At 66.6% G+C, this 24,753-nt stretch carries 25 protein-coding genes and 1 tRNA gene; 10 read left to right on the top strand and 16 right to left on the bottom strand.

The features are described from left to right. Nucleotides 1-99 precede the first annotated feature (99 nt). Together ribA and AC58D2_RS19385 are read right to left on the bottom strand one after the other, a co-directional pair. Nucleotides 100-1,173, bottom strand: a complete 1,074-nt coding sequence (gene ribA / locus AC58D2_RS19390) for a GTP cyclohydrolase II (protein WP_497392687.1) — start codon at nucleotides 1,171-1,173, stop codon at nucleotides 100-102. After that, the gene (locus tag AC58D2_RS19385; protein ID WP_497392686.1) at nucleotides 1,170-1,961 is read right to left on the bottom strand and encodes an exodeoxyribonuclease III; all 792 of its coding nucleotides are present in this window, start codon (nucleotides 1,959-1,961) and stop codon (nucleotides 1,170-1,172) included. Before AC58D2_RS19385 ends, ribA begins: the two co-directional genes overlap by 4 nt. Nucleotides 1,962-2,075: 114 nt before the next feature. Between AC58D2_RS19385 and dxs the strand changes: the two genes are divergently transcribed. Then, complete coding sequence (gene dxs / locus AC58D2_RS19380; RefSeq protein WP_497392685.1) at nucleotides 2,076-4,004, top strand: 1-deoxy-D-xylulose-5-phosphate synthase; 1,929 nt, start codon at nucleotides 2,076-2,078, stop codon at nucleotides 4,002-4,004. Further along, nucleotides 4,001-4,408, top strand: a complete 408-nt coding sequence (locus AC58D2_RS19375; RefSeq protein ID WP_497392684.1) for a hypothetical protein — start codon at nucleotides 4,001-4,003, stop codon at nucleotides 4,406-4,408. Before dxs ends, AC58D2_RS19375 begins: the two co-directional genes overlap by 4 nt. Here AC58D2_RS19375 and AC58D2_RS19370 read toward each other — a convergent pair. The 10 genes from AC58D2_RS19370 to purE form a co-directional block, all read right to left on the bottom strand. After that, the gene (locus AC58D2_RS19370) at nucleotides 4,405-4,668 is read right to left on the bottom strand and encodes a type II toxin-antitoxin system RelE family toxin (RefSeq protein WP_497392683.1); all 264 of its coding nucleotides are present in this window, start codon (nucleotides 4,666-4,668) and stop codon (nucleotides 4,405-4,407) included. The two genes, AC58D2_RS19375 and AC58D2_RS19370, sit on opposite strands and share 4 nt — an antisense overlap. Continuing rightward, entirely contained in the window at nucleotides 4,652-4,870 is a 219-nt protein-coding gene (gene relB, locus AC58D2_RS19365; RefSeq protein WP_497392682.1) for a type II toxin-antitoxin system RelB family antitoxin, read from the bottom strand. Before relB ends, AC58D2_RS19370 begins: the two co-directional genes overlap by 17 nt. A 65-nt stretch (nucleotides 4,871-4,935) precedes the next feature. Beyond that, nucleotides 4,936-5,355 (bottom strand): DUF3035 domain-containing protein, encoded by a 420-nt coding sequence (locus AC58D2_RS19360; protein WP_497392681.1) that lies wholly within the window; start codon nucleotides 5,353-5,355, stop codon nucleotides 4,936-4,938. Nucleotides 5,356-5,381: 26 nt separating this feature from the next. Next, complete coding sequence (gene lspA / locus AC58D2_RS19355) at nucleotides 5,382-5,909, bottom strand: signal peptidase II (protein WP_497392680.1); 528 nt, start codon at nucleotides 5,907-5,909, stop codon at nucleotides 5,382-5,384. Then, nucleotides 5,909-8,950: an isoleucine--tRNA ligase gene (ileS, locus tag AC58D2_RS19350; RefSeq protein ID WP_497392679.1), complete on the bottom strand. Its 3,042-nt coding sequence runs from the start codon at nucleotides 8,948-8,950 to the stop codon at nucleotides 5,909-5,911. The genes lspA and ileS overlap by 1 nt, the downstream gene beginning before the upstream one ends. A 46-nt stretch (nucleotides 8,951-8,996) precedes the next feature. After that, nucleotides 8,997-9,926: a bifunctional riboflavin kinase/FAD synthetase gene (locus tag AC58D2_RS19345; RefSeq protein ID WP_497392678.1), complete on the bottom strand. Its 930-nt coding sequence runs from the start codon at nucleotides 9,924-9,926 to the stop codon at nucleotides 8,997-8,999. Nucleotides 9,927-10,044: 118 nt separating this feature from the next. Further along, nucleotides 10,045-11,238 carry a dipeptidase gene (locus tag AC58D2_RS19340; RefSeq protein WP_497392677.1) on the bottom strand — a complete coding sequence of 398 codons (1,194 nt, stop codon included), beginning with the start codon at nucleotides 11,236-11,238 and terminating at the stop codon, nucleotides 10,045-10,047. Next, nucleotides 11,238-11,729 (bottom strand): dihydrofolate reductase, encoded by a 492-nt coding sequence (locus AC58D2_RS19335; protein WP_497392676.1) that lies wholly within the window; start codon nucleotides 11,727-11,729, stop codon nucleotides 11,238-11,240. Before AC58D2_RS19335 ends, AC58D2_RS19340 begins: the two co-directional genes overlap by 1 nt. Continuing rightward, nucleotides 11,716-12,798 carry a 5-(carboxyamino)imidazole ribonucleotide synthase gene (locus AC58D2_RS19330; protein WP_497392675.1) on the bottom strand — a complete coding sequence of 361 codons (1,083 nt, stop codon included), beginning with the start codon at nucleotides 12,796-12,798 and terminating at the stop codon, nucleotides 11,716-11,718. The genes AC58D2_RS19335 and AC58D2_RS19330 overlap by 14 nt, the downstream gene beginning before the upstream one ends. 11 nt (nucleotides 12,799-12,809) lie before the next feature. Continuing rightward, on the bottom strand, nucleotides 12,810-13,307 hold the full coding sequence (gene purE / locus AC58D2_RS19325; protein ID WP_497392674.1) for a 5-(carboxyamino)imidazole ribonucleotide mutase: 498 nt from the start codon (nucleotides 13,305-13,307) through the stop codon (nucleotides 12,810-12,812). A gap of 188 nt (nucleotides 13,308-13,495) precedes the next feature. Here purE and AC58D2_RS19320 point away from each other — a divergent pair, with 188 nt between their 5' ends. The 4 genes from AC58D2_RS19320 (at nucleotide 13,496) to AC58D2_RS19305 (ending at nucleotide 15,687) form a co-directional block, all read left to right on the top strand. Beyond that, on the top strand, nucleotides 13,496-14,140 hold the full coding sequence (locus tag AC58D2_RS19320) for a GGDEF domain-containing protein (protein WP_497392673.1): 645 nt from the start codon (nucleotides 13,496-13,498) through the stop codon (nucleotides 14,138-14,140). A gap of 76 nt (nucleotides 14,141-14,216) precedes the next feature. Beyond that, nucleotides 14,217-14,531, top strand: a complete 315-nt coding sequence (locus AC58D2_RS19315) for a hypothetical protein (RefSeq protein ID WP_497392672.1) — start codon at nucleotides 14,217-14,219, stop codon at nucleotides 14,529-14,531. 25 nt (nucleotides 14,532-14,556) lie between these two features. Next, nucleotides 14,557-15,126 (top strand): TMEM165/GDT1 family protein, encoded by a 570-nt coding sequence (locus tag AC58D2_RS19310; protein WP_497392671.1) that lies wholly within the window; start codon nucleotides 14,557-14,559, stop codon nucleotides 15,124-15,126. Nucleotides 15,127-15,237: 111 nt separating this feature from the next. After that, on the top strand, nucleotides 15,238-15,687 hold the full coding sequence (locus AC58D2_RS19305) for a Dps family protein (RefSeq protein WP_497392670.1): 450 nt from the start codon (nucleotides 15,238-15,240) through the stop codon (nucleotides 15,685-15,687). A gap of 320 nt (nucleotides 15,688-16,007) precedes the next feature. On the opposite strand, the gene AC58D2_RS19300 is transcribed toward AC58D2_RS19305, so the two are convergent. Both AC58D2_RS19300 and AC58D2_RS19295 read right to left on the bottom strand, forming a co-directional pair. Continuing rightward, complete coding sequence (locus AC58D2_RS19300) at nucleotides 16,008-16,664, bottom strand: LolA family protein (RefSeq protein ID WP_497392669.1); 657 nt, start codon at nucleotides 16,662-16,664, stop codon at nucleotides 16,008-16,010. Nucleotides 16,665-16,802: 138 nt separating this feature from the next. Beyond that, nucleotides 16,803-19,127 (bottom strand): FtsK/SpoIIIE family DNA translocase, encoded by a 2,325-nt coding sequence (locus tag AC58D2_RS19295; protein WP_497392668.1) that lies wholly within the window; start codon nucleotides 19,125-19,127, stop codon nucleotides 16,803-16,805. 124 nt (nucleotides 19,128-19,251) lie between these two features. Between AC58D2_RS19295 and AC58D2_RS19290 the strand changes: the two genes are divergently transcribed. Further along, nucleotides 19,252-20,481: a UbiH/UbiF/VisC/COQ6 family ubiquinone biosynthesis hydroxylase gene (locus AC58D2_RS19290; protein ID WP_497392667.1), complete on the top strand. Its 1,230-nt coding sequence runs from the start codon at nucleotides 19,252-19,254 to the stop codon at nucleotides 20,479-20,481. 137 nt (nucleotides 20,482-20,618) lie between these two features. Then, a complete protein-coding gene (locus tag AC58D2_RS19285) occupies nucleotides 20,619-21,287 on the top strand; it encodes a sigma factor (protein ID WP_497392666.1) in 669 nt (222 codons plus the stop codon). A gap of 3 nt (nucleotides 21,288-21,290) precedes the next feature. Here AC58D2_RS19285 and AC58D2_RS19280 read toward each other — a convergent pair whose 3' ends face one another. Both AC58D2_RS19280 and AC58D2_RS19275 read right to left on the bottom strand, forming a co-directional pair. Then, nucleotides 21,291-21,941 carry an LON peptidase substrate-binding domain-containing protein gene (locus AC58D2_RS19280; RefSeq protein ID WP_497392665.1) on the bottom strand — a complete coding sequence of 217 codons (651 nt, stop codon included), beginning with the start codon at nucleotides 21,939-21,941 and terminating at the stop codon, nucleotides 21,291-21,293. Then, nucleotides 21,941-22,852 (bottom strand): tetratricopeptide repeat protein, encoded by a 912-nt coding sequence (locus AC58D2_RS19275; protein WP_497392664.1) that lies wholly within the window; start codon nucleotides 22,850-22,852, stop codon nucleotides 21,941-21,943. The genes AC58D2_RS19280 and AC58D2_RS19275 overlap by 1 nt, the downstream gene beginning before the upstream one ends. A 251-nt stretch (nucleotides 22,853-23,103) precedes the next feature. Between AC58D2_RS19275 and AC58D2_RS19270 the strand changes: the two genes are divergently transcribed. Then, nucleotides 23,104-23,178, top strand: a tRNA-Gly gene (locus AC58D2_RS19270). A 312-nt stretch (nucleotides 23,179-23,490) separates the two neighbouring features. Then, nucleotides 23,491-24,687 (top strand): DUF932 domain-containing protein, encoded by a 1,197-nt coding sequence (locus AC58D2_RS19265; protein ID WP_497392663.1) that lies wholly within the window; start codon nucleotides 23,491-23,493, stop codon nucleotides 24,685-24,687. Nucleotides 24,688-24,753 lie beyond the last annotated feature (66 nt).

The raw sequence follows: 24,753 nt of genomic DNA, 5'->3' as shown, positions 1-24,753 counted from the left end.
CATAGAGGGAAAACCGTCGCCCCCGCGAAAGCGGGGGGGCCGCTGTCGGCTCAGCGCCAGGCTGCCTGCGGCTCCCGCCTTCGCGGGGCCGACGCCTGTTCAGAGCTGATGCCCCGTCCTGTCCCGCTTCGTCGCCAGATAATGCTCGTTGTGCGGGTTCGTCGGCAGCGCGAGGGGGATGCGTTCGATCACGTCGACGCCCTCCTTCTCCAGCCGGGCGACCTTGTCCGGGTTGTTGGTCATCAGCCGGATGCGCGGGACGTTCAGCAGGTCCAGCATCCGCGCGGCGATCGCGAAATCGCGCGCCTCGATCGGAAAGCCAAGCCGCAGATTGGCGTCGACGGTGTCATAGCCCTGATCCTGTAGCGCATAGGCGCGCAGCTTGTTGACCAGCCCGATCCCACGCCCCTCCTGCCGCAGATAAAGCAGCACCCCCCACGGCGCGTCGGCCATCGCGTGCAGCGCGGCGTGCAGTTGCGGCCCGCAATCGCATTTCAGGCTGCCGAGCACGTCGCCGGTCAGGCATTCGCTGTGCAGCCGCACCACCGGCGGGTTGGCATCGCGCTTGCCGATCACCAGCGCGACGTGGTCCGATGCCTCCTCGGGCGTTCGGAAGGCGACGATTTCGGCGGTCTCGCTGGCCGCGACCGGCAAGCGCGCACGCGCCGCGATTTCGAGCCGCGCCGGATCGAGCAGAGCCGCGACATCCTCGACGCGGCACGCCGTTTCCGCCTCGCCCCGGGGAGCGCGCACGAAGAAGGCGGGAAGCAGTCCCGCATGGCGCGCCATCGTCATCGCCGCCGCGGCCGCCGCCTCGCCGCCGGCCGGGGCGGTGCGGAACGGCCCTTTCAGCGGATTCGCGAGATCGAGCGCGGGGTCGGCGATCGCCATCGCCGCGGCGACACGCTCCGCCGCCCGTTCGATCCGCACCGGCCCGGGCGTCGCCGCCGCCCGCTGGTTGGTGAGCTTGAGCGTCGCCGCGCGCTCGCCCGAAATCAGCACGTCGGCCGCGCCGTCAGCGAACCCGGCGAGCGCCGCGTCGCGCGCGCTCTCGACCGCGAGCAGGTCGAGCGATCCGTCGGCGCCCTCGATACGAAGGGGCCAGCCGCGACGCAGCGCGTCGATCGCGCGCGCCGCCCGTCTTGCGGCGGCGGCTTCGCCCGCCTCGTTCAAAAGGCGAACTCCGTCACCAGCGGGATATGGTCCGACGGCCGTTCCCAGCTGCGCGCCGGCTGAACCACCCGGTGCGCGATCGCTTGGGGCTTCAGGTCGGGCGTCACCCACATATGGTCGAGCCGCCGGCCGCGGTTCGAGGCGAGCCAGTCCTTCGCCCGGTAACTCCACCAGGTATAGAGCGGCTCCGGCGCGGCGATGAAGTGACGGCCGAGGTCGACCCAGTCCGACGCCGCCTGCAACCGGCCGAGCGTTTCGACCTCGATCGGCGTATGACTGACCACGTCAAGCAGCGCCTTGTGATTCCACACGTCGCTTTCCAACGGCGCGACGTTGAAGTCGCCGGTCAGCACCGTCGGCTCCTCCAGCGCACTCGACCAGTCCGTCATTCGGCCGAAAAAGTCGAGTTTCTGCCCGAACTTGGGATTGACTTCGCGATCGGGGATGTCGCCGCCCGCAGGGATGTAGACATTGTCGAGCCGCACCCCGGAGGGCAGCGTCACGCCGATATGGCGCGCCTCGCCATTCGCCTGCCAGTCATATTTTCGCACGTCGGCCACCGGCACCCGGCTGACGATCGCGACGCCGTGGTGCATGCGCTGGCCATTCGTGACGATGTGGCGATAGCCGAGCGCCTCGAACATCTGCTTCGGGAACAGGCCGCACTCGACCTTGGTTTCCTGGAGGCACAGCACGTCGGGGGCTTCCTCGCGCAGGAATTTCTCGACGATGCCGATGCGGGCGCGGACGCTGTTGATGTTCCACGATGCGATGCTGGTGCGGGTCATGGGCTCTGCCTCTATCGGTGCGGACGGGGCTTCGCAATGCCGCTGCGGCCGTGCCGCGCCGGATGACGATCCTTTTCGTTCGACTATCCGGGGGCTTGGCTTTATGACGGCGGCATGACCGATCGACCGCCTACGCCGCTGCTCGACACGGTGGATGTCCCCGCCGATCTTCGCAAGCTCAAGCCCGAACAACTGCGCCAGTTCGCCGACGAATTGCGGGCCGAGATGATTTCGGCCGTCGGGACGACGGGCGGGCACCTCGGCTCGGGGCTCGGGGTCGTCGAGCTGACCGTCGCACTCCACTATGTCTTCGATACGCCCGACGACAAGCTGATCTGGGACGTCGGGCACCAATGCTATCCGCACAAGATCGTCACCGGTCGCCGCGACCGCATCCGCACCCTGCGACAGGGCGGCGGGCTGTCGGGCTTCACCAAGCGCGCCGAGAGCGAATATGACCCGTTCGGCGCCGCGCACAGTTCGACGTCGATCAGCGCCGCGCTCGGCTTCGCGGTCGCGAACAAGCTCCGGAATCAGCCGGGGCGCGCGATCGCGGTGATCGGCGACGGATCGATGTCGGCGGGCATGGCGTACGAGGCGATGAACAACGCCCGTCAGGCGGGCAACCGGCTGGTCGTCATCCTGAACGACAATGACATGTCGATCGCGCCGCCCGTCGGCGGGCTTTCGGCCTATCTCGCGCGGCTGGTATCGTCGCGCCCCTTCCTCGAACTGCGCGAGATCGCGCGCCGCTTCGCGCGCCGCCTGCCGCCGCCGCTGCACAAGGCGGCCCGGCGCACCGACGAATATGCACGCGGCATGGCGATGGGCGGCACGCTGTTCGAAGAGCTGGGCTTCTATTATGTGGGGCCGATCGACGGGCACAATCTCGAGCATCTGATCCCGGTGCTCGAAAATGTCCGCGACAGCGAACATGGCCCGGTCCTGATCCACGCGGTCACGCAAAAGGGCAAGGGCTATGCCCCCGCCGAAGCCGCCGCGGACAAATATCACGGCGTCCAGAAATTCGACGTCATCACCGGCCAGCAGGCAAAGGCGCCCCCCGGGCCGCCCGCCTATCAGAATGTCTTTGGCGAAACGCTCGCCAAACTCGCCGACAATGACCCGCGCATCGTCGCGATTACCGCGGCGATGCCGTCGGGCACCGGGGTCGACAAATTCGCCCGGGCGCACCCGGACAGGGCGTTCGACGTCGGCATCGCCGAACAGCATGCGGTAACCTTTGCCGCGGGGCTCGCGGCGCAGGGGATGCGGCCGTTCGCGGCGATCTATTCGACCTTCCTCCAGCGCGCCTACGACCAGGTCGTCCACGACGTCGCGATCCAGAACCTTCCGGTGCGCTTTGCGATCGACCGCGCCGGGCTCGTCGGCGCCGACGGGTCGACCCATGCCGGCAGCTTCGACGTCACCTATCTCGCCACCCTGCCGAACATGGTGGTGATGGCGGCCGCCGACGAGGCCGAACTCGTTCACATGACCTATACGGCGGCCGAATATGACGACGGCCCGATCGCCTTTCGTTATCCGCGCGGCGGCGGCACCGGCGTCGCGTTGCCGGAGGTTCCCGAAAAGCTGGCAATCGGCAAGGGCCGCATCGTGCGACAGGGCAAGACCGTGGCGATCCTGTCGCTCGGCACCCGGCTCGCCGAGGCGCTCAAGGCCGCCGATACGCTCGAAGCGCGCGGCCTGTCGACCAGCGTGATCGACCTGCGCTTCGCCAAGCCGCTCGACGAGGAACTGATCCGCAAGACGCTGGGTAACCACGAGGTGTGCGTGACGATCGAGGAAGCCAGCATCGGCGGACTCGGCGCGCATGTGCTGACGCTGGCCAGCGACGCCGGGCTGATCGACGCGGGGTTGAAACTGCGCACGATGCGCCTGCCCGACGTCTTCCAGGACCAGGACAAGCCCGACGCGCAATATGACGCCGCCGGGCTCAACGCCCCGCAGATCGTCGAATGCGTGTTGAAGGCGCTCCGCCACAACAGCGCAGGGGTCGAGGAAGCGGGCGCGCGGGCGTGAGTGGCTGGTGGTTTGCAGCCGGTTGTATCGCGCTCTATGTCCTGATCTGGTTCTGGTTCGGCCGAAAATGGAAGCGCGACGCAGCGGCGCTCGCAGCACGACGCCCGAACCCGACACGCGCGGAATTTGTCGCATTGCTTTCCGAAGACGCGGGGACGGACATCGCGGAATTTCTGTGGGACGAACTGGCTCCCTATTGGGCACCCGGCCTGACACCACATCCCGACGATGATTTCGTCAACGACCTGCCGATCGACCGCGAGGAGCCGCAGGATTGGCTGGAACGCTATTGCGAGATGGCCGGCTACGACGCGAAATACTGGCCCGAGTGGAATGCGCACTGGCCGACGACGGTGCGGCAGTTTTCCCGTTGGCTTGCAACCCGGCCGGAAGCACAGGCCTAACGATAAACCTCACGCCGGTGGCCGACCGCGATGACGACGATCACCAACCGGCCGTCCTCGATCTTCGCGATCACGCGATAGTCGCCGATGCGATAGCGCCAGTGCCCGGCGTAGTCGCCGACGAGAGCGTGGCCGCGCTGGCGGGGATTATCCAATTGGGCGACGTCGGTCATCGCGCGGGTGATGCGGTCCGCCTGTTTTATGTCGATCTTGCGAAGCTGCTTGCGCGCCTGATCCGAGACCTCAAGCGTCCAGACCAAGTTCCCGCCTCATCTGCTCCATCGAAATATTCTTGCTGGGATCATAGTCCGCCAAGGCCGCTTCGAGCAACGCGATGTCTTCGAGCTCGTCGATATATTCCTCGATCGCCCTGCGCGCGAGCGCGGTCTTGGTGCGGCCCGATTTCTTCGCAGCCGCGGTCAGCCGCTCTTCGAGGGCCTTGTCCAGGCGAATGGCGAGCATAACGACACTCCTTTGCTATACATGTATAGCAGAGGAGCCGGCCTCGCAAGATCGCGGTAAAACGCTCAGCTTCCCGGGATCGCGGCGCTGGCGTCGCGGCCGTCGCCTTCGGGCGCGGCCAGGATGTCGCGGGTGACGAGGCCCTTATCGACGACCTGCGTCTCGGCGCTGCCGACTTCGCTGCGGATGCCGGGGTCGGCGCGCGCGCTGTCGGCCTCGTCGAGCACTTCGGTCTCGCTCGCGCTGCGCGGGGCGGCGCCGCCGAACAGCGCGCGCAGCGTCTGCTCGGCCGCGGTTTCGCCGCCGGTGCGCGCGGCCCCCGGCGCCGGCGGAACCAGCGCGAAATCTGGGGGCACGACGAGCGGCGCCTGGCGCGTCACCGCAAATTCGTCGGGCCGGTCGCGGCTGAACAGGCTGTTCGAGCCGCACGCCGACAACGTCGTCGCGGTCAGGGCGCTGGCAAGGATGAGGGTGGTCCGGTTCACTGAAAATCTCTCCTGATACGCCCCGTTTAATCCGTGACGGCTTCGTCGGCCGCCGAAGGGGCCTTTTCGCGCAAGAGCAGCGCGCGCGCAACCAGCAAAAGCACCCCGATCGTGATGCAGGCGTCGGCGACGTTGAAGATGAGGAAGGGGCGGAAATCGCCGAAATGCAGGTCGGCGAAATCGACGACATAGCCATAACGGATGCGGTCGAGGATATTTCCGATGGCTCCGCCGAGGATCAGCGCCAGCGCGACCACGTCGCCCTTGGCCTTTTCGCGGGTCATCCAGAAAGCCACGGCGAGCGCGACGATCGCGGTAACCGCGACGAGGATCCAACGCACCGTCTCGCCGCCATCGGCGAACATCGACAGCGATATGCCCGTGTTCTCGGCCCAGCGCAGATTGAAGATCGGCGCAAGTTCGATCACCCCGCCGGGCTGCGTCTTCAGCGACAGCGGCACGATCACGATCCATTTGCTGACCTGATCGAGCAGGAAAGCGGCCGCCGCGAGGAGCAGGCCGAAACGCAGGTGCGGCGAACGTGTCTCAGTCATCAGGCGTCCAATACATCGGTGCAGCGACGGCACAAGGCGCCATCGCTTTCGACTTCGGGCAAGTGGCGCCAGCAGCGCCCGCATTTATGGTCATCCGTTCGAGCAATCTCAAAATGGACGAGATGATGCCCGTGTGTTCGGGACATGGTCTCAAGGGACACGGAATCACCTTCGCCCGTCATGGCTTTGCAACGTGAAACAATACCGATCTCCGAGAAATCGACACTGTCGAGCAGGTGCCTTGAAGTCGGGCTATAAACCACGGCAACAACGTTGGCTTCGAGGCTCGATCGAATCGTCTTGTCGCGACGATAGGGTTCGATAGCTTCCGTGAGTTGATCGCGCAGTGCCCGCAATTCCGCCCATCGCTTCACTAGCGCGTCATCCCGGCGAAGGCCGGGATCTCCACCGTCGAGATCCCGGCCTTCGCCGGGATGACGATGCTGGATGGGAAGCGTCGGCCACTCGAGCAAATGCACGCTGCCGCCGTCGGGATAGCGCGTGCCCCACACTTCCTCGGCGGTGAACACGAGCACCGGCGCCGCGTAGCGGACGAGCGCGTGGAACAGGATATCGAGCACGGTGCGATACGCGGCGCGCTCCGCCGTCTGGTACCCGCTCGCCGGGTTGACGTCGCAATAGAGCCGGTCCTTGCGGATATCGAAGTAAAAGGCCGACAAATCCTCGTTGCAGAAATCGGCAAGCGCGCGCGTGTAGGCGTTGAAGTCGAAATCGTCGACCGCGCGGGCGAGCTTTGCGTCGAGGTCGGCGAGCAGCGACAGCATATAGCGTTCGAGCTCGGGCATCGCCGCGACGTCGGCGACGCGCTCGTCCTCGCCGAAGCCTTCGAGCGCGCCGAGCAGGTAGCGAAAGGTGTTGCGCAGCTTGCGGTACTGGTCGGCGACGCCTTTCAATATCTCGTCGCCGATGCGGTGATCCTCGGTGAAGTCGACCGACAGCGCCCACAGGCGGATGATGTCGGCGCCGCTCGATTCCATCACCTTGATCGGGCTGATCGTGTTGCCGAGCGACTTCGACATCTTCAGGCCCTTGGCATCCATCGTGAAGCCGTGGGTCAGCACCGCCTTGTACGGCGCGCGGCCGCGTGTGCCGCAGCTTTCGAGCAGCGACGACTGGAACCAGCCGCGATGTTGGTCCGATCCTTCGAGATAGAGGTCGGCGCTGTGCGTCGCGCCGTCGCGGCGGACGAGCGCGGGCCATTTGCCGCTTTCGAGCACGAAGGCGTGGGTGCAGCCCGAATCGAACCACACATCCAGGATGTCGGTGACGCGCTCATAATCGGCGGCGTCATAGGCGTCGCCCAGATACTCCTGCGCGCGCGCGTCGCTCCACGCATCGACCCCGCCCGCCTTCACCCCCGCGACAATACGGTCATTGACCGCGGGATCGATCAGATATTGCCCGGTCTTGCGGTTCACGAACAAGGTGATCGGCACGCCCCACGCGCGCTGGCGCGAGAGCACCCAGTCGGGACGTCCCTCGACCATGCTGCCGATGCGGTTGCGGCCCTTGGCCGGGACGAAGCGCGTGTCGGCGATCGCCTGCATCGCGAGTTCGCGCAGCGTTTCGCCCTCGCCCTGCGCGGCGCGGATTTGCGCTTCGTCGGCGCAGCGCGGCGTGTCGCGGTCGATGACCTTGTCCATCGGCACGAACCATTGTGAGGTGCAGCGATAGATGACCTTCGCCTTCGAGCGCCAGCTGTGCGGATAGCTGTGCTTGTAATCGGCGCTCGCGGCGAGCAGCGCGCCGGCATCGCGCAGGTCCGAGCAGATCGGGCCGTCGGGCGCGTTGAATTTCGGATTGATAACGCTGCCCTGCCCGCCGAGCCAGGCCCAGTCGGCGCGATATTTGCCGTCGCCCTCGACCGCGAAGACGGGGTCGATGCCGTGCGCCTTGCAGAGGTCGAAGTCGTCCTCGCCATGGTCGGGCGACATATGGACGAGCCCGGTGCCGCTGTCGGTGGTGACGAAATCGCCGGGCAGGAAGGGGCGCGGGCGCGCGAAGAAGCCGCCGAGATGGTGCATCGGGTGGCGGGCGATGGTGCCGGCGAGGTCGGAGCCTTTGAAGCTCTTGAAGTCGAAGCCAGCCGGATAGCCTTTGTCGCCAAACTTTGCCTTAAGATCGGCCGTGAGACGGCTCATGAAGGCACCGACGAGTGGTCGGGCAACGAGTACACGCATCTCTCGAACATTCTCGCCCTCGGCGAGGTTCAGTTTGAAGAGGTCGTATTCGACGTCCGGCCCATAGGCCAAAGCCTGGTTGACCGGGATCGTCCACGGGGTCGTCGTCCAGATCACCGCATGCGCGCCGACCAGTTCGGGAATCGGGCTCTCAACAATCTCGAACGCCACGTCGATCTGGGTCGAGACGATATCCTCATATTCGACCTCGGCCTCGGCGAGCGCGGTTTTTTCGACCGGGGACCACATCACCGGCTTGGCGCCGCGATAGAGCTGGCCCGACTCCGCGAACTTCATCAGCTCGCGGACGATCGTCGCTTCGGCGTCGAAATCCATCGTGAGGTACGGATGATCCCAGTCGCCACCGATGCCGAGCCGCTTCAGCTGCTCGCGCTGAACGTCGACCCAATGCTGCGCATAGGCGCGGCATTCGGCGCGGAATTCCTCGACCGGAACCTCGTCCTTGTTCAGCTTTTTCTTGCGATACTGCTCCTCGACCTTCCACTCGATCGGCAGCCCGTGGCAATCCCAGCCGGGGACGTAAGGCGCGTCCTTGCCCTTCAGCGTCTGGGTGCGGACGACCATGTCCTTCAATATATGATTGAGCGCATGGCCGATGTGCATGTCGCCATTGGCATAGGGCGGGCCGTCGTGGAGGATGAACTGCGCCCGGTCCTTGCGGCTCTCGCGAATCTGTCCTTCCAGGTCCTGCTCGAGCCATTTGGCCAGAATCGCCGGCTCCTTCTGCGGCAGGCCGGCCTTCATCGGAAAGTCGGTCTTGGGCAGGAAGACGGTGTCGCGATAGTCGCGCGTTTCGGGGGCGGTCGTGCTGTCGGTCATGGTCGGGCGCGCTTAGCCTAGTTTTGCGAGCGAGCAAACAGCGGCGTTACAGATGCGCGAGCAGGTCCCGCGCCGCGTCGCAATCCGCCGCGATCTGCGCCGTCAGTGCATCCATGTCGTCGAACTTCGCTTCGCCGCGCAGGAAGGCGTGGAAGGCGACGTCGATGTCCTGTCCGTAAAGGTCGCCCGAAAAGTCGAAGAAATGCGGCTCGAGCAATTCCTTCGGCGGATCGAAGCTCGGGCGAATGCCCAGGTTCGCCGCGCCCTTCAGCACGCGCCCATCGGGCAGGCGGCCGGTCACGGCATAGATGCCGTAGCGCGGGCGCAGATAGGATCCCATGTCGAGGTTCGCGGTCGGAAAGCCGAGCAGCCGGCCGTTCTTGTCGCCGTGCTGGACGGTGCCGCGCACGGTGAAGGGCCGCGTGAGGAGGCGCGTCGCGGTCGCGCAGTCGCCCGCCTGCAACGCGTCGCGGATGCGGCTCGACGAAATCACCTCTTCGGCGTCGTCGACCGGCGACACCATCTCGGTGAAGAAGCCCAGGCGGCGGGCATGGTCGGCGAGCGTCACGACATTGCCGCCGCGCCCCTTGCCGAACACGAAGTCGCTGCCGGTGACCACCCCCGCCGCGCCGTAGCGATCGAGGAGCAGGCCGGTGATGAAATCCTCGGCCGTTGTCCCCGCGAGCGCGGCGTCGAAGGGCAGGACGAGCATCGCGTCGGCCCCCGCCGCGCCGAAAAGCTCCTGCCTCTGGTCGAGCGTGGTCAGGCGAAAGGGCGCGACGTCGGGCTTGAAAAAGCGTACCGGATGCGGGTCGAAGGTCGCGACGATCGCCGGCCGCCCCACGTCCTTCGCATGGCGCACCGCGCGGCCGACGACCGCCTGGTGCCCGGCGTGGAAGCCGTCGAAATTGCCGAGCGCGATCACCCCGCCGCGCAGCAGGTCGGCGATGCGCTCGTGACCGTCGAGGCGGATCATCGCTCCCCCTCACTCCGTTCGTGCTGAGCTTGTCGAAGCACCGCTCTTTCCTCCTCCAACGCGGAAAGAAAGAACGGCCCTTCGACAAGCTCAGGGCGAACGGATTGGAAGGCAAGAGTCATTTCGCGGCTCGCTCGCCTGCGTCCATCGGGACGATCCCCGCGCGCAGCACGCGGATCGCGTTGCCGCCCATCGCGGCGCGTATCTCGTCGTCGCTGAAGCCCGCGTCGATCAGCGCCTGCGTCACCTGGACAAGCTGCGAGGTATCGAAGCGCACCGTCGTCGCGCCGTCGTAATCGCTGCCGAGAGCGACATGTTCGATCCCGACGAGGTCGCGCACATGCTTCATCGCCTTCGCGATGCTCGCGGGCGACAGGTCGCACACCGCGGCGTCCCAGTACCCGATGCCGACGAGGCCGCCGGTCGCGGCGACGCCGCGAATCTCGGCGTCGGAGAGGTTGCGGTTGACCTTGCACGTCGCCTGCACCCCGCCGTGGCTCGACACCACCGGGCGCCGCGCCATCGCGAGCACGTCGGCGACCCCCGCATGGCTCAGATGGGCGAGATCGACGATCATGCCCTTCGCCTCCATCGCGCGCACGACCCGGCGCCCGAAGGGGGTGAGCCCGCCCTTCTTCAGCCCGTGCATCGACCCCGCGAGACGGTTGTCGAAGAAATGGGTCAGCCCCGCCATGCGGAAGCCCGCGGCATGGAGCTTGTCCAGATTCGCGATGTCGCCTTCCAGGTCCTGAAGCCCCTCGATGCTGAGCAGCGCCCCGACCGGCACCGCCTTGCCGCCGCGCCGCGCGGCGAGCAGCGCGTCCAGATCGACCGGGCTCGCGACGGCGCGCAACTGTCCGTTCGACGCCGTTTCGGCGCGGAGCAGCTTTTCGGCGTGCCACAGCGAGCGTTCGAGCAGCGAGCCCCAGGTGCGGACCGGCTGGAGCTGCGCGATGACGAGGCTGGTGATATTGTCGCCCTCGGCGCTGTTCGCGTCGTAATTCTGCCCCTTCGGCGTCTTGCTGACGCTCGAGAAGACCTGCAGCGCGACATGGCCCTCTTCGAGCCGCGGCAGGTCGACATGGCCGCGCCCGGCGCGGGTCAGCAGGCTGCGCTTCCACAACAGGGTGTCGCTGTGCAGGTCGACGATGGTGAGCGTGCGGTGGAGCGCCCGCGCATGCTCGCTCACCGGCGGCAGCGCGCCGCCCTCGACCTTGTTCATGCTGCGCTCGATCATCCCGGGGCCGAGCAGGAAGAAGGCGCCGGCGGCAACGAGGAACAGGACGATCAGGACGGAAAGCCAGCGGCGCATCAGCGAATCCGGGTCAGGGTCACGAAACTATGGGCTGGGCGACCCTCGGCGGCGGGATGGTCCGCGCGCGCGACCTCGCGCCATTCGGCGGGGTCCGGTCGCGCGATCGCCGCGTCCCCCGCAGGTTCGATCGCGATTTCGGTCAATTCGATGCGGTCGGCCATCGGCAGGAACAGGCGATAGATTTCGGCGCCGCCGATCACCATAACTTGCGGCGCATTGGCCATGCGCAACGCTTCGGGCGCGCTATGCGCGACCTCGGCGCCCTCTTCGTGCCACGCGCTATCGCGCGTCAGCACGATATGCCGCCGCCCTTCGAGCAGCGCGGGCAGGCTGTCGAACGTCTTGCGGCCCATGATCATCGGCCGTCCCATCGTCAGCTGCTTGAACCGGCGCAGGTCGGCGGGCAGGTGCCAGGGCATCTTGCCGTCGGCCCCGATGACGCCATTGGCGGCGCGGGCGAGAATCAGCGTGATTTCAGGGTGATTCACTGGGAGAGGTTCCGACCCATGTTGCGTGGCCGAGCTTGCGTCCGGCGCGCACCTCGGTCTTGCCATAGTGATGCACATGGACGCGCCCTTCGGCAAGCAGGCGCGGCACGCTTTCGATATCGGCGCCGATCAAGTTGCGCATCGTCACCGGCAGCATCGAGACGTCGGTATCGCCGAGCGGCAGGCCGGCGACCGCGCGAATATGGTTTTCGAACTGGCTCGCGACGGCGCCCTCGATCGTCCAGTGGCCGCTGTTGTGGACGCGCGGCGCCATTTCGTTGAACACCGGCCCCGCTTCGGTCGCAAAGAATTCGCCGGTCAGGACGCCGACATGATCGAGCGCGTCGGCGACCCTTGCCATCATGGCCCGCGCTTCGTCCTGTTGCGCGGCGACGATGCCGGGTGCGGGCAGCGTCGAGGTGCTGAGGATGCCGTCCTGATGGACGTTGAGCGGCGAATCCCAGACCCGCGTCTCGCCATCGAGGCCGCGCACCAGGATCACCGAAAATTCGTGAGCGAAGTCCACGAAACCTTCGAGGATCGCGGGATGACGGCCGATCGCGTCCCACGCCGCATCGGCGTCGGTGGCGGTCGACAGCCGCGCCTGCCCCTTCCCGTCATAGCCCATGCGCACCGTTTTCAGGATCGCCGGCGCCCCGATGCCGGCGAGTGCGGCGTCAAGCTCTGCGCGGTCGGCGACCGCGGCGAAGGGGGCGGTACGGCCGCCAAGATCCGCGACGAACCGCTTTTCGGTCAGCCGGTCCTGCGCAATCTCAAGGCTCGCGGCACCGGGCCGCACCGCGACATGGCCCGACAGGAAGCGGACGGTATCGACGGGCACATTCTCGAATTCCAGCGTGACGACATCGCAAGCCGCGGCAAACGCTGCGAGGCGCGATTCGTCATCCCAGGCGGCCTGGCTGTGATGCGCGGCGACTTCTGCCGCGACGCTTTCACGTTCGGGGGCATAGATGTGCGTCTTGTAGCCGAGCTGCGCCGCCGCCACGCCCAGCATCCGGCCGAGCTGGCCGCCGCCCAGAATGCCGATCGTCGAGCCGGGAGACAGCATGCGCGGGATCCTCAGCCTTCGCGAACGGGGATCGGGGCGACGCTTTCGGTCTGCGCGGCGCGCCACGCCTCGAGTTTCTGCGCCAGGCCGCTGTCATCGCCGGCGAGCAGCCCCGCCGCGAACAGGCCGGCGTTGGTCGCGCCGGCCTTGCCGATCGCAAAGGTCGCGACGGGCACGCCGCCGGGCATCTGGACGATCGACAACAGGCTGTCGAGGCCGCTCAGGGCCGCCGACTGGACGGGCACGCCAAGCACCGGGACCCGCGTCATCGACGCGACCATGCCGGGCAGGTGCGCCGCGCCGCCCGCGCCCGCGATGATCGCGCGCAGGCCGCGGTCCGCCGCGCCCTTGGCATAGTCGACCAGCCGGTCGGGGGTGCGATGCGCGGACACGATATGGACTTCGTGCGCGATGCCGAATTCCTCAAGGATCGATACCGCATGCGCCATCGTCGGCCAGTCCGACTGGCTGCCCATGATGACGCCCACCCGCGGCGCGCTGTCGCCCATTCGCAAATCCCTCCTGCCGCGGCGATGAATCGCCGCGTCCGTCCCCTAGCGGCTCGCGAAGGGACGGGCAACGCCGACGGATTCGCCCAGCGTTTACCGATTGGTATGAAGTCATGGCTATCGTCGCCCCATCGAGCCCGACGGCATTTCGCCGGCGGCGTTTTCGGCTACGCATTCGGGGATGTCGCATGGACAGTATGGGGGGGGCACGGATTGCGGTCGACCAGATCGGCTTCGCTCCCGTCGACTCCATCGAGGACCAGCTTCGCGCCGTGCGCCGCGAACGCGATACGCTGCGCCGCGAAAATCGTGTGCTCAAGATCGCGGTCGCCGAACTCGAGCGCGTGTCTGAACGCGACACGCTGACCCCGCTGTTCAACCGCCGCTATTTCCTGACCGCGATCCACCAGCGCATCGCGCGGTTCGAGCGTCATGCCGAACGGGCCGCGGTCGTGTTCGCCGACGTCAACCAGCTCAAATATATCAACGACAGCCTCGGTCATGCGGCGGGCGACTTCGCCCTGCTTGAAATCGCCAATCGCCTGCTCGCGTCGATTCGGTCGACCGACGTCGCGGCGCGCATCGGCGGCGACGAATTCGGATTGATCCTCGACCAGTCCAGCGAAGCCGGCGCGCGCGCGCAGATGGACCGTCTCGCCGATGTGCTGAGTGCGGCGCCCGCGGTCTACGACGGGCAGGAAATCCCCTTATCGGCTTGTTTCGGGGTCGCGATGCTCGAACCCGACATGAACGAATCGGACCTGCTCGCCGCCGCCGATCGCGACATGTACCGCTGCAAACAGATGCAGGACGGCCCGGCGGGCCATCGCTGAACCGCCACGCGCCCATCCTCAACCGGGCGTTAACCAAAAGCGCGCATGATCGTCCGCAATCGACGGGAGGTGCGCCATGACGGCTTTCGAAGACCGGTCTCACGACATTACATCGCGAATCGACGCGCTGATCGACACGCTGCCGCGCGCGGCGCCGGTCCAGATCGCCGAAAGCGTCGACGCGATCCGACGGCTGGCGCGCGACAGCGGCTTCGATGCCGTGGCGGTGCTGGCGGGACATCTCGAATCGGTGGTCGGCGCAGGGCGCAACCGGGCGGCGATCCGCGTCTATCTCGACGCGATGCACGATGCCGCCTTCGTTCCCGGTCTGCTGTCCACGCTGGCCGCCGAGGCGTGGCTGGCTTCGGTCGCGACACGCCTCGCCAACTAGGCCGGCGAGCGGCTAGGATCAGCCGATGGACGCGATCATGGTGACGCTGGTGGCGGTGCTGCTCGCCAATGCCGACGGGCGCAGCGGGCGCTTTCTGTCGCGGCTGCTCGCGGCGCGAGACGACCGGCGCACCGTTATCCTGGTCGCGATCGGCAGTTTCGCTGCCAATGCAATCGTCGCCGCGATCGCGGGATCGGCCGCCAACCGGATGATCGGACAGGGGATCGTCGCGCTGCTTGTCGCCTTCGCGCTCGGCGGGGCCGCGGTCGCGCTGCTCTGGCCGGGCCGATTGACGCTCTCCGACGAACGGGCGATGGGCGCGGCGGCGCCGCTGCTCGCGCTGCGCATGCTGCTGGTGCAGGTCGGCGACCGCAGCCACTTCCTGATCGGCGCCCTCGCGGCGACGAGCGGGGCGGGCCTGTGGGCCGCGGCGGGCGGAACGATCGGTTGGCTCTTCGCGGCGCTGCCCTTCCTCGCCTTCGGCCCCGACCTCGCCGACCGCCGCGCTGCGCGCCTACTCCGCTGGGCCAGCGCGGCCATCCTCCTCGCCTGGGGCATCCGCGCCGCGATGACGGCGTTCGGGTTATCGGGATAACTCTGCCGCATCGACCGATTGATCGATTTTATCGATTACACCATCCGTGAGCGTTTGTGGGCAATCTTAGGCAAGATAATTATATTCGAACTCCAAGAAAGGAGTTCTCCCATGTCCCAGAATCAACCCGCCGTCGCCGACGCCCTCAACGCGCTGCTCGCCGACAGCTATGCGCTGTACCTCAAGACGAAAAACTATCACTGGCACGTCGAAGGCCCCCGTTTCCGCCAGCTTCACCTGTTGTTCGACGAACAGGCGGGGCAGATATTGGCGACGACCGACCTGATCGCCGAACGCGTCCGCAAGAACGGCGCCGCCACGCTGCGTTCCATCGGCGACGTCTCGCGCCACCAGACGGTCAAGGACGACGATGCCGCGGCCGTCGACGCCGACACGATGGTCCGCAACCTCGCGGCGGACAATGAAACGCTGCTCGCCCAGATCAAGGAAACCAAAGCCGCTGCCGAAGCCGCCGGCGACATCGCGACAAGCGGCCTCGTCGACGGCTGGGCCGACGAAACCGAACAGCGGATCTGGTTCCTGAAAGCGACGCTGGCATAGGCGCGAGGCGCGCCGGAATCATAAACCCCCGTTCCAGGGGCGGTGGAACGGGGGCTCAAGGTCAGCGTTCGTCACGCTCTTGAAAAGAAGGTGCCTGGCAGCCCGGGAGGGGCAACAGGGGGAAACCCAAATCCGGGGGCCGTGTTGGCGCCTTCGAGAACCCAAATAGGGGATATTCCCTGTCCCCAAGCTGAACGAATCCGGACCGACCGGCGCGTTCATGTCGTTCGTCCGTGCTGGAACGCCGTTCGTCGAAGAACGGCCCGCCTTCCTTGGGAACGGCGGGCCGTTCCGGCGCGACGACGGCGCCTGTCGCCGGATCAGCGCCCGCGTTTCTTGGGCCGGGGATCGGTCCAGCGGAAGGTCGAGTCGGACACCGGCACATTGAACTTCTGATTCGACAGGTCGATGCGCGTAAGATTGCTCTGCGAATCGAGCGCGACCCATCCGCGCAGGCGCAATCCGGCCGGTGCCGATCCATCGCGGACGAATACCATGGTGATCGTGCCATATTCGGGGCGCTTGGGGTCTTTGACCTCGACGCTCAGCACATTGTCGTTCCCGGTCGGCACGAGCTTCGCGTAGCGCGAGATGTCGCGGTCGGGGTCGAGCAATACGCCGAGCGGCGAGTTCTTCACCGGCCAGCTCTGTACCTGCTTCACCTCATAGTCGATCAGGGTCAGCCGGCTGCCGTCGCCGACGATCAGAAGCGGCACGCCCTTTTGATATTGGAAGCGGATTTTGCCCGGACGCTTCAGCGTCAAAGTGCCCGAAAGCCGCTGGCCGTTGCGGTCGGTCTGTACGAAATCGGCGACCATCGAGCTGGTGGAGCGCAAATGCGCCTGTACCGTCGATAAGGTGTTGGAGGTTTGCGCGGCGGCGGGGATGCCAATCGCAAGGCCCGCCGCGGCAAGCGGCGCAAGCGCCCATGCCGCCGCAGCGCGGGTAATTGTCAAACGAGAGGGCTTCGGCGTCATAAGGTTCTCATTCTGGATATGGTCGATCCGGTTCATCGCAGCGCGGCGTTGAATAGACGCTGAACCCGGCGGTTAGATGCCGTTCAAGTCACGGGAACCGCACTTGGTTCCATAGGGTCAGGACCCTGGGCACGGATATCAGCGCGGCTGGCCATATTGGTCGGTCAGCACGTCGCGGCGGCCCACGTGGTTGGGCGGGCTGACGAGTCCCTCGTCCTCCATCCGTTCGATCAGGCGCGCGGCGCTGTTGTATCCAATGCGCAGCTGGCGCTGGAGCCAGCTCGTCGAGGCCTTTTGGCTTTCGGCGACTATCTGGCATGCCTTCGCGTACATGCGGTCCTCGGCGCTGTCGCCCCCCGCAGGCGCACCCTCCATAGCAAAGCCGCCGTCCTCGGGTTCTTCGGTCACGCTCTCGACGTAGTCGGGCTGACCCTGCGTACGCCAATGGTCGGCGACCTTGCGCACCTCGTCGTCGGAGACAAAGGGGCCGTGGATGCGGGTGATCTGCTTGCCGCCGGGAACATAGAGCATATCGCCTTTGCCGAGCAATTGTTCGGCGCCGCCTTCGCCCAGGATCGTGCGGCTGTCGATCTTCGAGGTGACGTGAAAACTGATTCGCGTCGGCAGGTTCGCCTTGATCACGCCTGTAATGACGTCGACCGACGGGCGCTGCGTTGCAAGGATCAGGTGGATCCCCGCGGCGCGCGCCTTTTGCGCGAGCCGCTGGATCAGGAATTCCACCTCCTTGCCCGCGGTCATCATCAGATCGGCCAGTTCGTCGACAACAACGACGATTTGCGGCAACGGCTGATAGTCGAGCGTCTCCTCTTCATAGACCGGCTGGCCGGTTTCGGGGTCGTAGCCGGTCTGGACGCGGCGGCCGAGCGATTTGCCCTTGGCGAGCGCGGCGCGGACCTTGTCGTTGTATCCCGCGAGGTTGCGGACGGACAGCGACGACATCATCCGGTAGCGATCCTCCATCTGCTCCACCGCCCATTTGAGCGAGCGCACCGCCTTTTTCGGTTCGGTGACGACGGGTGCGAGCAGGTGCGGAATACCGTCGTAGACGCTCAGTTCGAGCATCTTGGGATCGATCATGATCATCTTCACCTGGTCGGGACCGAGGCGATAGAGGAGCGAGAGGATCATGGCATTGAGCCCGACCGACTTGCCCGATCCGGTGGTCCCCGCGATCAGCAGGTGCGGCATCGGCGCGAGGTCGGCGATGACGGGATCGCCGCTAATATTCTTTCCCAGAATGATCGGCAGCGCACCGGTCTGGTCCTGGAACAGCTGGCTGCCGATCATCTCGTGAAGCACGACGGGTTCACGCTGCGCATTGGGCAGTTCGATGCCGATCACCGTGCGTCCCGGAATGGGTGCGATGCGGGCCGACAGCGCCGACATGTTGCGCGCGATATCGTCGGCGAGATTCGAGACGCGGCTCGCCTTCGTCCCCGGCGCGGGTTCGAGTTCGTACATGGTGACGACGGGACCGGGGCGAACCGCCGTAATCACGCCTTTGACCTGAAAATCCTCGAGCACCGATTCGAGCAGGCGCGCATTGCGTTCGAGCCCCGCCTTGTCGATCTGCCCCGTCGGACCCTCGGCAGGCGGATTGAGCAGCTCGATCGAGGGCAGCTGATAGTTGGTAAACAGTTCGCTCTGCGGCTTCGGCCTGGACTTCGAAGGCGCCGAACGCTGCACCGGATCGGCGATTTCGGGCGGGGCGCGATCGCTGGGCTCGGCCCGCGGGCGCGGACGGGTGACGCGGTCGATCAACGTCGGCGCCTTGTCCTCAGCGGCGGCGGCGGCTGGCATCGCGGCGCCCGGCGAAGGAGCGCGGCGCCGCTCCACCGCAGGCAATTTCAGTCGGCCGTACCAGCCGGGTTCGAGGCGAAGCGCACGCCAGGCGAGCCACAAGCCCCCCCCGACAAGCAGGACTATGGCTCCGATGCGCAGCAGCGCCGCGGCGGGTTCACCCGCCTTGTCGAACAGCGGCGCGATGGCGCTGCCGAGGATCAGCGGCACGATGCCGCCCCATCCGGCCGGCAAGGGCGCGTCGCTGTCGGGCGCCCACAGCTGCGCGCCCAGCCCGACAAGCGTGATCGCGACAACCACGGCGACAAGCTGGCGTTTCCAGTAGGGCTGCGCCTCAGCAGCCCACAATCGCCACGCCATTACGCCAAGCAAGGGCAAGAGCAGGACGACCGGAACCCCGCCGACGAAGAGCCCCAGATCGGCAAACCACGCGCCGCTCGCCCCCATCCAGTTCGCCGGGCGCCCCCCCGCCGCGGTATGGATCGCCGCGTCATTGCCGTCATGGGTCAGGAAGGCAAGGGTCAGGAACAGGGTGAACAGGCCGAGCGCCGCCGCCGCGGCGATCACCAGCGATCGCGCGATGCTCTGGCGGAAAACGGTGCGCCAATCGGCCTTTGCGGTCACGGCCTTGCGGCTTGCCATGCGTAAACTCGGTCCCCTGGTGGTTAATCCGCGCGATATGCGCATGCGCCGGACTCGCCGTCAAGCATGGCGCCCCCTCTCTCGCCCCTTCCCACGCGCCGTTCGTCGGAGTAGGGCGGCAGGCATGAGCGAAACGCTGCGCAGCGATGTCCTGATTTCGGGGGGCGGCCTGGTCGGCCAGACGCTTGCCCTCGCCCTTGCCCGCCACGGCCTGTCGAGCCAGATCGTCGACCCCGCCGACCCGACCCGCACGATCGCCCCCGGCTTCGATGGCCGGGCGTCGGCGATCGCCAGCGCGGTATGGCAGATGTTCGAGGTGATCGGCATCGCCGACCGGCTTGCCGAACAAGGATGCCCGATCCGCGCGATAAAGGTCAGCGATGGCGGACAGGCGGGCGAACTCGATTTCGTCGCCGCCGACGACGCCCCCGCGCTCGGCACGATGGTCGAAAATCGCCAGCTTCGCCTCGCGCTGGCCGACGCGGTGTCCGAAGCGCCTCTGGTGCGGCTTCACATGCCATCGACCGTTGTCGCGCGCGAGATCGGCTCGCATGGCGCGACGCTGACGCTTGCCGACGGAACCCGTCTTGCCGCGCCCCTGCTGATCGTCGCCGAAGGGCGCCGGTCGCCGACGCGCGAAGCACTCGGCTTTACCCTCGCCGGCTGGTCCTATCATCACCATGCGATGATCGGCGCCGTGGCGCACGAGCGGCCGCACGGTCAGGTAGCCCATGAAATCTTCTATCCCTCCGGCCCCTTTGCGCTGTTGCCGCTCGTCGACGATGCGCAGGGCCGCCACCGCTCGGCCTTTGTATGGACGGTATCCGAACGGGAGGGGCCGGGCTTTGCCAAGCTCGGCGATCGCGGCTTCACCGCCGAACTGGAAAAGCGTGCCGGCGGCGTGCTCGGCGCGATGCAACTCGTCGCTCCGCGGATGACCTATCCGCTGGGCTTTCATCACAGTGCCCGGATCGTGGCCCCCCGCCTCGCGCTGGTCGGGGATGCCGCGCATGGCATTCATCCGATCGCGGGACAGGGACTCAACCTCGGCCTGCGCGACGTTGCGGCGCTGACCGAGGTGCTCGTCGAAGGAGCCAGGCTTGGGCTCGACCTGGGCGACGCGGCGCTGCTCGCGCGTTACCAGCGCTGGCGCGGGCTCGACAATCTGATGGTCAGCCTTGCGACCGACGGCCTCACCCGACTGTTCGGCATTCCCGGCCGAACCGCGTCGGCGGTACGCCGCGCGGGCCTGGGCGCGGTACAGCGCATGCCCGCACTCAAGCGCTTCTTCATGGACGAGGCCCGCGGCGAAGCCGGCGACCTGCCGAAACTGCTTGCGGGCGCAGAGATCTGACCGCGGCTTGAGGTCAGGCCCAGGGCCCTGACCCTAAGTACTAAGTATTCTCCCTATCGGTTTCTCACCGTACCGCTAACCAAAACCGGCCTACGTCCGTCCTCGCGGCATCCACGCCGCACAGGAAGGACGGGACCATGTCGGCACAGAGCGACGCAATCGAACGGGCGGCGGGCGAGTATATCCAGGCGCGGACCGCGCTCGAAGCGGCGCCCGGCGCCAGAGCGCGCCTGCACGTCGACCGTAGCTTCGCCCGGCTGGCGCGGCTCGCCGCTCCCCAAATTCGGTGGCTGGCGCGCCGTCATGGGCTTGCGGGTCACCTCGACGATGCCGAGCAGGCCGGCGCAATCGCGCTGCACCGCGCGGCCGAACGCCACGACCCGGACCGCGCGCGCTTCGTCACGTTCGCCCACTGGCAGATCCGGGCAGAACTTCAGGCACTGCGGCAGAAATTATACGGCGGCACGGTGGCGGGTGCGCCGCTATCGCTCGACGCGCTGTGCGATGCCGGTGCAAACGACTGGCTCGCCGATCCCGAAGCACTGTCCGCGACCGAGGGCGGCGCGTCGGATCGCCTTGCCGACCTGTGCCTTCAGCGGCTGGTCGCCGATTGGCGCGCGCGGCGCGGTACGGCGATACGCGACCCCGAAACAACGCGGCGCGACCGCAAGCTGGAGGCCGACCGGGCACTCCTTCAGCGCCACTTCCTCGACGTCGATTCCATCCCGGCGCGGCTTTGCGAGGCCGACCGCCACGTCCTGCGCCGGGCGATTGCCGACATGGCGCGTCACGCCAAGCGGCTCTGACGGCTATTGCAAGGTCGCGCGGCCGTCGTCGCTGTCGAACCGGCCGAAGAATTGCATCATCTGCACGACGAGCTCCGCGCGGGCATCGATCGAGCGGGTTTCGAGCAGGGCCTGCTTCGCCGCAGCGTCAAAGGGCGCGACCTGCGCAATGCCGTTGACCAGCGTCTCGTCATCGAGCTGTCCGACCGAATCCCAATCGACGACATAGCCCTGCCGCGCGGCGAACCGCTTTGCCTCGCGTTCGAGCCCGGCGCGCTCGATGCTCGACAGCACCGCGTCGTCGTCGATCTCCGGCTCTATCTCGGCCTCGACCTGCCGGAACGGCGTGGTGACATCGAGTTCGCGGCGGACGCGGAAACGCGCAACCCCCTCCAGCACCAGGTTGAAACGCCCTTCGTCGAGCGCCTCGACGTCGACGATCCGCCCGACACAGCCGACTTCGTACAGCGCCGGGGGTTCGCGGTCCTCTTCGCCGGGGATCTGGCGTGGCTGGATCATCCCGATCTGGCGGTCGCGTGCCAGCACTTCCTGAACCATCGCCTTATAGCGTGGCTCGAAAATATGGAGCGGCAGATGCAGCCCTGGAAACAGCACCGCGCCGGGAAGCGGAAAGATCGCGATCCGCTGGATAGTCAGGGGCGCCTCGCTGTTCATCAACCGAAGAGGATCAGCGAGAGGCGGCGCCGCTGCGCCGCGACCCAGGGGTCTTCCAGACCCACCGCCTCGAACAATTCGAGCAATTTGGCGCGCGCCGCCCCTTCGTTCCATTCGCGGTCGTCCTCGACGATGCGCAGCAGGTTGTCGGCCGCCGCATCGCGCTGGCCGGCGCCGATCTGGGCCACGGCAAGGTCAAAGCGCGCCTGTGCGTCGGTCGGATCGGCCGCAACCGCGGCATCGAGCGCGGCGAGTTCGCCATCGTCGGGTTTATCGGCCGCGAGCGCCAGCGCACTCTTCGCCTGCGCGATCGCGGGGTCTCCCGCCATTTCGGCCGGCACGGCGTCAAGCGCCGCCTGCGCCGCTTCGGCTTCGCCCGCCACGAGCAGCGCGCGTACGAGGCCGCCATGCGCGGCGGCATTGTCGGGCGCCATGTCGAGAATTTGCGTGAAGATGCCGACCGCTCGCGCCCCGTCGCCCTCCGCAAGGACGCTCTCGCCCATTTCGATCAGCGGAGCGATCTCCACCGCGAGATCCTTTGCCTCGCTTTCGATCGGCAGTTGCGCCAGCAGTTGGTCGAGGATCGATTTCAACTGGCTTTCGCTGCGAGCGTTGGTCAGGTTGGCGACCGGCTGGCCCTGGAAGATCGCATAGACGGTCGGGATCGACTGAACCTGGAACTGGCTGGCAATAAAGCCGTTCGCGTCGACATCGACCTTGGCCAGAACGACCCCCTTGTCGGCATAGTCGGCGGCGACCTTTTCGAGCACCGGGCCAAGCTGCTTGCACGGTCCGCACCATTCGGCCCAGAAATCGAGGATGACCAATTTGGTCATCGAGGGATCGACGACGTCGCGCCGAAACGCTTCGACGGCTTCCTTTTCCTGCGGGTTCAGCCCCAATGTGGCCACGGCCTGTGCTCCTGTTTCCTATGTTTCGGGTCTGGTCCGGCCCGCCGCCCGCGCGTGCGGGAGGGTGCGGCACCGCCTTCCGCACCGCGGAAGAAGACTCGGTCCTGCCGCTTATGTGGGAATTGCGCCGTCGATGCCAACCCCGCGAACATAATCGCGCAGAAAAGGGATATTGGGGGCTTGCCGACTCCAGAAGCCGGTGCTAATCGCCCGCCTCACCCGCTGGCACCTCCCGGTCGCCAGCCGCCAGAGCGGGCGTAGCTCAGGGGTAGAGCACAACCTTGCCAAGGTTGGGGTCGAGGGTTCGAATCCCTTCGCCCGCTCCAGATTTTCAATAAAAATCAACGCATTGGGAACGGCGCTGTCGGCGTTTCGTGGATACGAGCCCAAGCCGCCGAGCTGTCGTATCCAATTCGTATCCATCCGAAATCCAGCCATCGGACAGTTCGGGCGGCATTTTTCGAGTTGTCTGTGGGGAAGGACTTCCCCTGAGCGTGAGCCCTGCGGTCTCCCGCTACCCCTTCGTGCGGGAGGCTCCGCCCCCGCAACGCCCCCGGTTAGAGGAAGAGTTAAACGGGAACGGCCGTGACGGGAAGGGTCGGGAGAGAGTCTTCCGGCGTCCGTCGCGGAGACGTCCCATGGCATCTGTTTCTTCCCTTTCCTCGAGTCCGCCCGCCACGGCTGGCTACAAGGTCGATATCTCGCGTGGCCAGTGTATGGGCCGCGTCTCTTCCGAGTGGTTCTCGCGCCCCGACGACGAGCGCTATCTGTCGCTGTCCGATCTCTATAACGCGGTGAAAGCCCGCGCCGATCGCGCGACCGCTCGCACCGTCGAGACTCGCGCCGTCCGGGTCGAAGCCGCGCGCGACAATGCCGAGCGGCTGGCGCTCATCATTCCAGGCCGCGACGAACCGGTGGCGCCGACCCATTGGTCGTTCGGACAGCTTGCGAGCCTGGTCGGTGCGCCCGCCGGCTATCTGCGCCAGCTTCCAGCGCCGCTCGCCGGCATCAACATGCAGCACGGCCTGCTCTCGCACCGCGCCGAACTGATGAAGACCCTCGAAACCGAGGACGGCCGCACCGAGTTGCGCGCGGTGACCGGTCCCGATTACGGCCGCATCTGGGATCATGAACTGGTCGCGGCCGTGATGAAGATCGCGGGCAATGGCATCGGTGATACGCGCTGGAAGGTGCCAGGCCTGCTCGACTGGTCGACGATGACCCACAACCCGTTCGTCGATGTCACCAAGGACACGACGACGCTCTATGCGAGCGACCGCGACGTCTTCCTGTTCCTCGTCGACGACGCTCATCCGATCGAGGCGGGCAAGCTGCCGAACGGCGATCCCGATCTCTATTTCCGGGGCTTCTATGCCTGGAACAGTGAGGTCGGCTCGAAGACGCTCGGCATCGCGTCCTTCTATCTCCGCGCGGTGTGCATGAACCGCAATATCTGGGGCGCGGAGGGGTTCGAGGAGATCAGCATCCGGCACAGCAAGTTCGCCGCCAACCGCTTTGCGCATGAGGCGGCGCCTGCGCTCGAACGGTTCGCGTCGTCGTCGCCGATACCTTTCATGGCCGGGATCAAGGCGGCGCGAGCACAGGTTGTCGCACGCGACGATGACGATCGCCAGTCTTTCCTGCGCAAACGCGGCTTCTCGAAGGCCGAGACCGAGAAGATCATCGCCACGGTGCTTGACGAGGAAGGCCATCCCCCGGCGTCGATCTTCGATTTCGTGCAGGGCATTACCGCGCTTGCACGCGACAAGCCGCATCAGGACGCACGCCTCGAGATGGAAGGGAAAGCGGCGAAGCTGCTCGCGGCGGTTCGCTGAACTGCGGTTCGGCGACCGTGCGGCGCGGTCCTTCTCCTTCAAAGGGAGAGGGCCGCGCCGCGCCCA

This window comes from Sphingopyxis sp. CR5 (assembly GCF_059693785.1).
This window is presented reverse-complemented; position numbering and strand designations above follow the sequence as displayed.

Excerpts from the sequence above, each read along its gene's own strand:
- AC58D2_RS19385 (WP_497392686.1), bottom strand. The coding sequence starts at position 1,961 with ATGACCCGCACCAGCATCGCATCGTGGAACATCAACAGCGTCCGCGCC.
- dxs (WP_497392685.1), top strand. The coding sequence starts at position 2,076 with ATGACCGATCGACCGCCTACGCCGCTGCTCGACACGGTGGATGTCCCC.
- relB (WP_497392682.1), bottom strand. The coding sequence starts at position 4,870 with ATGCTCGCCATTCGCCTGGACAAGGCCCTCGAAGAGCGGCTGACCGCG.
- lspA (WP_497392680.1), bottom strand. The coding sequence starts at position 5,909 with ATGACTGAGACACGTTCGCCGCACCTGCGTTTCGGCCTGCTCCTCGCG.
- ileS (WP_497392679.1), bottom strand. The coding sequence starts at position 8,950 with ATGACCGACAGCACGACCGCCCCCGAAACGCGCGACTATCGCGACACC.
- AC58D2_RS19345 (WP_497392678.1), bottom strand. The coding sequence starts at position 9,926 with ATGATCCGCCTCGACGGTCACGAGCGCATCGCCGACCTGCTGCGCGGC.
- AC58D2_RS19340 (WP_497392677.1), bottom strand. The coding sequence starts at position 11,238 with ATGCGCCGCTGGCTTTCCGTCCTGATCGTCCTGTTCCTCGTTGCCGCC.
- AC58D2_RS19330 (WP_497392675.1), bottom strand. The coding sequence starts at position 12,798 with ATGCTGTCTCCCGGCTCGACGATCGGCATTCTGGGCGGCGGCCAGCTC.
- purE (WP_497392674.1), bottom strand. The coding sequence starts at position 13,307 with ATGGGCGACAGCGCGCCGCGGGTGGGCGTCATCATGGGCAGCCAGTCG.
- AC58D2_RS19320 (WP_497392673.1), top strand. The coding sequence starts at position 13,496 with ATGGACAGTATGGGGGGGGCACGGATTGCGGTCGACCAGATCGGCTTC.
- AC58D2_RS19315 (WP_497392672.1), top strand. The coding sequence starts at position 14,217 with ATGACGGCTTTCGAAGACCGGTCTCACGACATTACATCGCGAATCGAC.
- AC58D2_RS19310 (WP_497392671.1), top strand. The coding sequence starts at position 14,557 with ATGGACGCGATCATGGTGACGCTGGTGGCGGTGCTGCTCGCCAATGCC.
- AC58D2_RS19305 (WP_497392670.1), top strand. The coding sequence starts at position 15,238 with ATGTCCCAGAATCAACCCGCCGTCGCCGACGCCCTCAACGCGCTGCTC.
- AC58D2_RS19300 (WP_497392669.1), bottom strand. The coding sequence starts at position 16,664 with ATGACGCCGAAGCCCTCTCGTTTGACAATTACCCGCGCTGCGGCGGCA.
- AC58D2_RS19295 (WP_497392668.1), bottom strand. The coding sequence starts at position 19,127 with ATGGCAAGCCGCAAGGCCGTGACCGCAAAGGCCGATTGGCGCACCGTT.
- AC58D2_RS19290 (WP_497392667.1), top strand. The coding sequence starts at position 19,252 with ATGAGCGAAACGCTGCGCAGCGATGTCCTGATTTCGGGGGGCGGCCTG.
- AC58D2_RS19285 (WP_497392666.1), top strand. The coding sequence starts at position 20,619 with ATGTCGGCACAGAGCGACGCAATCGAACGGGCGGCGGGCGAGTATATC.
- AC58D2_RS19280 (WP_497392665.1), bottom strand. The coding sequence starts at position 21,941 with ATGAACAGCGAGGCGCCCCTGACTATCCAGCGGATCGCGATCTTTCCG.
- AC58D2_RS19265 (WP_497392663.1), top strand. The coding sequence starts at position 23,491 with ATGGCATCTGTTTCTTCCCTTTCCTCGAGTCCGCCCGCCACGGCTGGC.